The sequence below is a fragment of the Marivita sp. S2033 genome (genome assembly GCF_046592965.1).
Classification (GTDB): Bacteria; Pseudomonadota; Alphaproteobacteria; order Rhodobacterales; family Rhodobacteraceae; genus Marivita.
This window is the reverse complement of sequence record NZ_JBISBV010000025.1, coordinates 1-5981: the sequence shown is the minus strand read 5'-3', so window position 1 is coordinate 5981 and position 5981 is coordinate 1. Positions and strand designations below refer to the sequence as shown.

6 protein-coding genes and 1 pseudogene are annotated in these 5981 nt (G+C 57.0%); 3 read left to right on the top strand and 4 right to left on the bottom strand.

Translation table 11 applies throughout. The annotated features are described in order from the left end of the window. The first annotated feature begins 111 nt into the window (after positions 1 to 111). The gene (locus ACGKZZ_RS16950) at positions 112 to 642 is read left to right on the top strand and encodes an ATP-binding protein (RefSeq protein ID WP_411224697.1); all 531 of its coding nucleotides are present in this window, start codon (positions 112 to 114) and stop codon (positions 640 to 642) included. Positions 643 to 1216: 574 nt separating this feature from the next. Beyond that, a pseudogene (locus tag ACGKZZ_RS16945) lies at positions 1217 to 1357 on the top strand (DUF6552 family protein); the annotation flags it as partial. 481 nt (positions 1358 to 1838) lie between these two features. Here the strand turns inward: ACGKZZ_RS16945 and ACGKZZ_RS16940 are convergent. From ACGKZZ_RS16940 to ACGKZZ_RS16930, 3 genes are all read right to left on the bottom strand, one after another. Then, a complete protein-coding gene (locus ACGKZZ_RS16940) occupies positions 1839 to 2327 on the bottom strand; it encodes a hypothetical protein (RefSeq protein WP_411224696.1) in 489 nt (162 codons plus the stop codon). Positions 2328 to 2351: 24 nt separating this feature from the next. Then, a complete protein-coding gene (locus ACGKZZ_RS16935) occupies positions 2352 to 3632 on the bottom strand; it encodes a DUF927 domain-containing protein (RefSeq protein ID WP_411224695.1) in 1281 nt (426 codons plus the stop codon). 116 nt (positions 3633 to 3748) lie between these two features. Further along, entirely contained in the window at positions 3749 to 3985 is a 237-nt protein-coding gene (locus ACGKZZ_RS16930) for a helix-turn-helix transcriptional regulator (protein WP_411224694.1), read from the bottom strand. Positions 3986 to 4245: 260 nt separating this feature from the next. Between ACGKZZ_RS16930 and ACGKZZ_RS16925 the strand changes: the two genes are divergently transcribed. Beyond that, positions 4246 to 4653: a cupin domain-containing protein gene (locus tag ACGKZZ_RS16925; protein ID WP_411224693.1), complete on the top strand. Its 408-nt coding sequence runs from the start codon at positions 4246 to 4248 to the stop codon at positions 4651 to 4653. 16 nt (positions 4654 to 4669) lie between these two features. Here ACGKZZ_RS16925 and htpX read toward each other — a convergent pair whose 3' ends face one another. Then, positions 4670 to 5677: a zinc metalloprotease HtpX gene (htpX, locus tag ACGKZZ_RS16920; RefSeq protein ID WP_411224692.1), complete on the bottom strand. Its 1008-nt coding sequence runs from the start codon at positions 5675 to 5677 to the stop codon at positions 4670 to 4672. Positions 5678 to 5981 lie beyond the last annotated feature (304 nt).

Genomic DNA, 5981 nt, shown 5'->3' with positions numbered 1-5981 from the left:
GCTATGTGAGGGCTACGCAGCGCCGGGCCTGCTCAGCACAAAGGGGTCAATATTGGACGCCGATAGGGGGTCAAAGTTCAATGCCGATTGACAGGTAGCGCTGGCGAAGCGGTGGAAGAGCGACTTCAGGAAACCGAAGAGAAGCTTGGTGCGGCGGAGATCCGGCTGGCCCGGATCGCCCGCGAGGTCAAGGTGCTGGAACGCTTGCGGAGATCTCTTGAAGCAGCACGCTCGGAGGCACGAGACCGATATTTCGAACCCGTCGCAGGAGAACTGCGCCCCCTCCTGCACCTCTTGTGGCCGGACGCCGAGCTGAACTGGGCGGACGACACACTTCTTCCGCAGTCGCTGACCAGGAACGGTCAGGAGGAGACCGTGGATATCCTGTCAGGTGGCACGCAGGAGCAGATTGCGCTCCTGGTGCGGCTGGCCTTTGCGCGGCTCCTTTCCAAGGACGGGCGCCACGCACCGGTAATCCTGGACGACGCGCTGGTCTTCACGGATGATGACCGGATTGAGCGGATGTTCGACGCCCTGCACCGTCAGGCAGGCGACCTGCAGATCATCGTATTGAGCTGCCGGCAGCGCGCCTTCCGTGATCTCGGCGGCAAGGCTCTACAGATCACGGCAGAAGCTAGCTGAGATCAAAAGCCCCCGACAGTTTCGCTTGTGCGCAGAAGTCTTCGAACGCCACGCCCAATCGTGCTCTCGGTTCTTCGCGATGTCCTGAGGCACCATGGCCAATATGGCCTTAGGTTAACCTCGTGTCGCAATGTTGAATCGTGACCACGAATTTCAGTAATCATTCTGAATCCACCCCAACGTAATGGATTTATGCCATGAACCATCTGCACATGGCACAGATCGGGAATATCGGGCCGACTAACCAAGGCCTTCTCCCAAGCCTGCTGGTTTCCTCATGTCTCCAAATGGTCGCTACCTTAGACACACTCGCCGCAGCAATTGCACACGAGCCAGCGTCGGCAGCGGATCGGTATCATTGCTGATGTCCCGGAGAAATCGCAACCAAGCGATCTCGTTTTCCGTCAGGTCGTCAAGCTTGACCATGATAAATTACGCTCCAAAAATCGCGTTAATGGCGGATTTCGACCGGCTCGTGATGCGCGGATCGCTGTTGCCGGAGGCGTCGCGGATCGCTTCGATCCATCCAATCTCGTTGGCCGTGACAGGTGTGCCATAGATTTCGGTGATCGCCTGGACGCCCTGGAACCTCTACCTGTTCCTCGTCGGCGTTCTGGGCTGGCTGATCGTCGGCGTGCTCTGGAACGACAAGGCGATCATGCTGATCCACTTCGTCGCTCTTGGTTCCATGCTGGCGGGGATGGCCACTCAATGACTCAGAGCCACCTTGCGACGGTGCAGCACAACACCCGGTTTCAATATCATCTGAATGTCAGCTCCTGCTGAAACCGCCCGTTCGCATTGCGGTGGCAGAGAAAGTCCGCAAACCGCCCGACATGTCGGATGCCGCACCAGCGAAGTGCATGACCGTGACCGTCTGAAAAGGGCTGACTTCTGTCATCCGACGTTTTCATTCAGGATAAGGTCACGTCCGTCAAGATGGTGGAAATTCACGGATGGCCTGCGTTCACATAGGCATCACGTGTCCGGTGGATAATAATAGATGGCAGGCAATCACTAACCCGCGGTTTTGTCGCCGGACCACCCGGACCACCCGGACCACCCGGACCACCCGGACCACCCGGACCACCCGGACCACCCGGACCACCCGGACCTTGCTGGTCCTTCGATGTCAAACACGGATTTACCGGTCCAAGTGGTCCTAGTGCTCTTAAGAACGACGAGCCTTTTGGAAATTACGCGGTCACGAATTCCGTCAACGCATCCAGCCGAACCGCATAGACTCTTGGCCGCCCTGGAACATCACGCCCCATCCTGAATTGAAGGCTATTGCCTTTTTGCGTTTTCAGAATACCCTTGGTCTTGTGCATCCTGGCTGCAGCGTTGGCGTCCTCTGCGTGAATAGTCTTCCAGGCTTCCGGCGTGATGTAAATCCAATCGGGATCTCGCCATCCATCGTGCATAACCCCGCCTGATCCGTCGAGTTGAAGAAATCGATGTAAGTTTTGGGACACATAGTCACGCGTTCGCCCCACGGCTTCATCAATCTCAAGACTTGTCCTTTCATCTCGCCCATCAAACCAAGTCTGCAATAGCGCGAAAGCAGCATTGATTGCTGTGGCAGGTGGCCAACCAGTAATACCAAACCTCGTCGCCATTTCTCCGGCCAACGCAGCGATTGCGAAACGTGCTGCAACCCGTTGAACCTGTCCGTCGTTGGGCAAACCAAGATTTGACGACCACTCTTCTCACCGGTTATCGACAAATTTCACCCATGCATCCTTATTACCAATTCTCTTCATAACTGCCTCCACGAATGCAGGGCCAGCCAATCCGAAGTTCAAACGCCCTGCCCTTTGCATTCGCTCCGCAAACGTCCTTCCACTGGTTTCGTTATGCAATTCGTCGAATGCGCCGTGCCGGCGTGCGTCTGCCACCAAATCAATGAGCCGAATATCTTGACCCGCAAACATCTTCTTTCCGCCACTTGCCATGTGCTCTTCCAAAGACAATTCCCCGCTGGACAACACTGGCACAGACCACCGAGCTGTGGATTGACTCTTTCCATTGGAATTCATACGCAGCTTTCCCTTGCCATTTGCGAGCATATATACAGTTTCTCCAGCGACACGTGGTTCGACCTGATGCAGTTCATCGAGGATCAACAGTGAGTCGTTACAGGCTGCTGCTATACCCTCCATGCCATTGTCCGTTCCGCGCCAGCTTTGAACGAACGACGGTGCGCCCCAAACCGATGCAGCGATGCCCAAGAGCGTCGACTTTCCTCGCGATGAGACCCCTCGAAAATGGAACCCACCACCATCTCGGCCGAGAATGGACAGCAGCGGTCCCGTGAAAGCATGAGAGACCGCGAGGACCATCAGGTGATTGCCAACACACGCCGCTGCCGACGCTTCCCGCCAACCCTGTAATGTTCCGGCAGACGTCATAGACGCTGCTACATCCGGTGAAACGCTGTCAGTGATAATGCGGCTTCGTCCCAAAATACGTCCGCCGCCTAAAGAAAAAGCACTGAAGTCGCTATTCACCCAACCCAGGCGATCGGTGCGAAGGTATCGTTCATCTGGCCGCCAGCGGGCCAAAAGCTCTGACACGCTCTGCGCAGCCTTCTCTGCGGCACCCAGTTCAAAGCCACGATCAAACAACGGATTCAACGCCGTCGGCGACTTCTTCCCGATATCTCGTTGCTCAAGAATGACCTCATGCCAGGAACCATCTGGATCCTGAACCGATACGACACGTCCCCAAGCGGTGTTATCCGACTTCCGACAAGTTCCTGTCACCACCAACGGCGAGCAGATCCGGACAGGCTCCATGTCTTCGCCTTCACTTGGGCGCATTTGATATACGCCATCCGATTGCATGGCGAAGCCGGTCGGCAGGCGGCCAGACAATGCCTCAAACGTTTCATTAAACACGGTGCTTGCCGGAGCCTGGGCCTTGGATGGGAATGACACCACATTCTTGATGTCGGCTTCGAGCGATCGGGTGGTGGTCTGGTTGGTCATTTCAGTCCTCATTTGGCAAAGGGAAATTGTTCGCTGCGAAACATGCGCGGCGTTAGGTAAGCGCTCCAACCTGATGGATTGAAGCGCGAGTGGTGGTAGCTAAGGCTTGGAGTCGTCTAGCCGGCGAAAAGCTTGTCAGGCGCGAAGGTTAGCTCCGTGGCAAGGCAGCACGGGCGCTGCACTTCCCAGTCCTCGATATCTGACAGCCGCCACCGGGTTGTCGAACCGCCCAGCCTGACCGGCTTGGGAAAGTCGCCATTGCGCTTCCAGCGCCAGATTGAGTCCTTTGATACGTCGAAGCGTTTGGCAACCTGGTCAACGGAAAGGTAGAGGTTATCAGCGGTGGCGTTCATGGTCTGCGTTCTCCAATTTGGGCACACGAGAAGGCGTTGCTCGGACAGATATATTTGTCCGGCAATTCCAGATCGTCTGCGGTTTTGTTTATGAATTTTTTATAGCAAAATTCGCCGCAGTTTACTTTAGGATCTTTTAGGATTCTTATAGGATCACAGGAGACTGCAGATCGGTGGAGTGAAAATCGGCCTCAATTGGCTGGAATTCTGGCATGGCAACTCTGCCAGGTGTATTGAAAAAACACACAAAGGAGTCGGCTATGATGATCCACCGCTTAGGTGATCGGCCTTCACAGACCCCGAGCAGCGAGTATTTCACCGGGAAGGTCCGGTTTGATCCAGTTGTGTCGGCGGACGACCCATCTCCCGTCAAAATCCTGTCGGTGACATTTGAACCCGGTGCACGCACCGCGTGGCACACCCATCCCATGGGTCAAACGTTGCATGTCTTGTCGGGGTTTGGGCTGGCCGGATCAAAGGGAAAGCCGGTGCAGGTGCTGCGCCCCGGTGATACCGTCTGGTTTGCTCCCGGAGAGCGGCATTGGCACGGTGCGTCTCCGGACTGCGCACTGACTCATCTGGCCGTGCAGACGTCTGTAGGCGGCAAGACATCCGACTGGATGGAGCATGTCACAGATGAGGATTACAACGCCGGGCGGGCCGAGTAGGATCGGACCGCACAATTTACATCATCGGTTGGAGCGCGCCGGAATCCGGCATATCGTCCGAATACTTAATCCGCGATGCCCCGCCTGAGCAATTAGCGCGTTCAGGACCAGGGCCCGCTGCGCCGCCATTTCGGGTATCGGGAATACGGCTTTTGGACGTGCGCCGCACGGTAGCGCGCGGTTCACGCCGAGCATGACCGGCCATGGCGCGCAATGCAGCCACGCGGTTCTCGGTCGTCGGGTGGGTCGCGAAAAGGCTGTCGTGCTTGTGCGCATGCAGCGGGTTGATGATGAACATATGCGCCGTCGCCGGATTGCGCTCGGCCGCGTGATTGTCGATCCGGGCCGCGCCCATGGCGATCTTTTCCAGTGCCGATGCCAGCCAGAGCGGATGGCCGCAGATCTCGGCCCCGGCCTTGTCGGCGGCATATTCCCGCGTCCGGCTGATCGCCATCTGCACCAGGCCTGCCGCAAGAGGCGCGAGGACCATCATCAAAAGCGTGCCGATCAACCCCATCCGTTCCCGCGAGCCACCGAAGAAGAGCGCGAAATTGGCCAGCATCGAAATCGCACCGGCAAAGGTCGCAGTCACGGTCATGATCGCGGTGTCGTGGTTGCGGATATGCGCCAGTTCATGGGCGATCACCCCGGCCAGTTCCTCGCGCGTCAGGCTTTGCATCAGGCCCGCGGTCACGGCAACGGCGGCATTGTCCGGGTTCCGCCCGGTGGCAAAGGCATTGGGCTGCGGTGTGTCGATCAGGTATACCTTGGGTTCAGGCAGCCCCGCGTTGCGCGCGAGTTCGGCTGTCAGGGCGTGCAGGCCCATGCGATCTCCACGGATCACCGGTTGGGCGTTGTGCATCCGCAAGACCATGCGATCCGAGGTCCACCATGTAAACGCGTTCAAGCCCGCCGCAACCACCAAGGCGATCACCGCGCCACCCGATCCGCCAAGCAGGTAGCCCACGCCCATGAAAAGCGCAGTCATAGCCGCCATCAGCATCGCGGTTTTCACATACCCCATCTTCGCCTCCGCTAAGCGATACCTTTCAAACAAGGAAGATATGGGTGGGTTTCCAAGCTGAGCAAGCAAGTAACCGGCGCGCAATGCAACATGGTCAACAGCGCATGCGTCGGCTGCAGCCAATTGCATGATTGTTGGGGGCAAAGATGGTGGTAACCAATTTCAGATACGCATTAAAGTAAATGATATCAGCAACTTAGCCAAAATAATGGCGGAGGGAACGCGACCAGCGTCGAACCTTCTCCACATCAAGCTATTGATTTTAAATTAATATTTTTCGCGCAATGCACCCCATGAGCGCTTC